This window comes from Melaminivora alkalimesophila (genome assembly GCF_000282995.1).
In the GTDB taxonomy this organism is placed as follows: domain Bacteria; phylum Pseudomonadota; class Gammaproteobacteria; order Burkholderiales; family Burkholderiaceae_C; genus Melaminivora; species Melaminivora alkalimesophila.
In genome coordinates this window covers 1-934 of record NZ_ALEE01000392.1, presented here as the reverse complement: position 1 = coordinate 934, position 934 = coordinate 1, and the positions used below count along the sequence as shown (strand labels likewise).

Annotated in this window: 2 protein-coding genes; one reads left to right on the top strand and one right to left on the bottom strand. The window is 71.5% G+C overall.

Annotated elements, in window-relative coordinates:
* Nucleotides 1-228: PTS sugar transporter subunit IIA (locus A612_RS07550; protein ID WP_019373897.1), on the bottom strand; the 228-nt coding region annotated here is incomplete at its 3' end.
* Nucleotides 229-422: 194 nt separating this feature from the next.
* Between A612_RS07550 and A612_RS07545 the strand changes: the two genes are divergently transcribed.
* On the top strand, nucleotides 423-920 hold the full coding sequence (locus tag A612_RS07545; RefSeq protein ID WP_019373896.1) for a TlpA disulfide reductase family protein: 498 nt from the start codon (nucleotides 423-425) through the stop codon (nucleotides 918-920).
* Nucleotides 921-934 lie beyond the last annotated feature (14 nt).

The window sequence follows — 934 nt, the reverse complement described above, 5'->3', positions numbered from 1 at the left end:
CCCAATGACGGGCGTGGCCCCGGCCACGTCGGTGAGCACCAGCAGCGGCGCCCCCGCCTGCTCGGCGCGCAGCGCGCGCGCCGCCTGCAGCGTCACCTCGGGCGGCTCGCTGGCCGGCACGTCCAGCGCCTGGACGTCCGTCCCGCAATCGGGGAAGACATGCAGCGCGCACTCGCGCAGCGCACTGGCGAGCGGCTCGTGGGCGATGATCAGCAGGCGTGTGGCCATCCGGGTCTGCGGCATACCGCTATTATCGCCGCCGCCCCGGTCGTTCGCGCCCGGCCGGACGGCGGGATCCGCTGCGGGCGGCGGGGGCATGGGGGCTGCGGCACAATCGTGCGCGTGGACGCAGACAGGCGGCGCGGGCAGCGGCCGGCCGCCCCGCGCGTGCAGCGGACGGACAGAGAAAACGGGGTCGCCAGATGAAGAAATGGATTGTGGCCGGCGTGCTGGCCGTGGGTGCGGTGGTGGGCACGGTGGTGGTGCTCGGCTCGAACGTGCACGAGGCTCCGGCCTCGACCTTCGTGCTGCTGGACGGCTCCAGCCAGACGACCGCCGACCTGCGGGGCAAGGTGGCGCTGGTCAACTTCTGGGCCACGAGCTGCACCACCTGCGTGTCCGAGATGCCCGACATCGTCGCCACCTACGACAAGTACCGGGAGCGTGGCTTCGAGACCATCGCCGTGGCCATGAGCTACGACCCGCCCAGCTACGTGGTGAACTTCACCGAGTCGCGCAAGCTGCCCTTCAAGGTCGCCATCGACAACACCGGCGCGGTCGCCAAGGCCTGGGGCGACGTCAAGCTCACGCCCACCACCTACCTCGTCAACAAGCGCGGCGAGATCGTCAAGACCTACGTTGGCGCGCCCGACTTTCCCGAGCTGCACCGCCTGATCGAGCGCCTGCTGGCCGAGGCCTGAGCGGGCGCCGCCGG

Excerpts from the sequence above, each read along its gene's own strand:
- A612_RS07545 (WP_019373896.1), top strand. The coding sequence starts at position 423 with ATGAAGAAATGGATTGTGGCCGGCGTGCTGGCCGTGGGTGCGGTGGTG.